The sequence below is a fragment of the Pseudomonas sp. IC_126 genome, from assembly GCF_004331835.1.
GTDB lineage: Bacteria > Pseudomonadota > Gammaproteobacteria > Pseudomonadales > Pseudomonadaceae > Stutzerimonas.
The window spans coordinates 1-400 of the sequence record NZ_SJSS01000021.1 but is presented as its reverse complement, the minus strand read 5'-3'; the positions used below and the strand labels follow the sequence as shown (position 1 = coordinate 400).

1 rRNA gene is annotated in these 400 nt (G+C 51.2%); it reads right to left on the bottom strand.

Annotated features, from left to right (window positions below):
- Positions 1-400: ribosomal RNA gene (locus E0D86_RS21285) — 16S ribosomal RNA — on the bottom strand; the annotation flags it as partial.

The following is a 400-nucleotide window of genomic DNA, read 5'->3' as shown; positions in this document are numbered from 1 at the left end:
CTGTTTGCTCCCCACGCTTTCGAGCCTCAGTGTCAGTTACAGTCCAGAAAGTCGCCTTCGCCACTGGTGTTCTTCCTAATCTCTACGCATTTCACCGCTACACTAGGAATTCCACTTTCCTCTCCTGCACTCTAGATATCCAGTTTGGAATGCAGCACTCAGGTTAAGCCCGAGTATTTCACATCCCACTTAAATATCCACCTACGCTCCCTTTACGCCCAGTAAATCCGGACAACGCTTGCCACCTACGTATTACCGCGGCTGCTGGCACGTAGTTAGCCGTGGCTTCCTCCTCAGGTACCGTCATTATCGTCCCTGAAGACAGAGCTTTACAATCCGAAGACCTTCATCACTCACGCGGCGTTGCTGCATCAGGGTTTCCCCCATTGTGCAATATTCC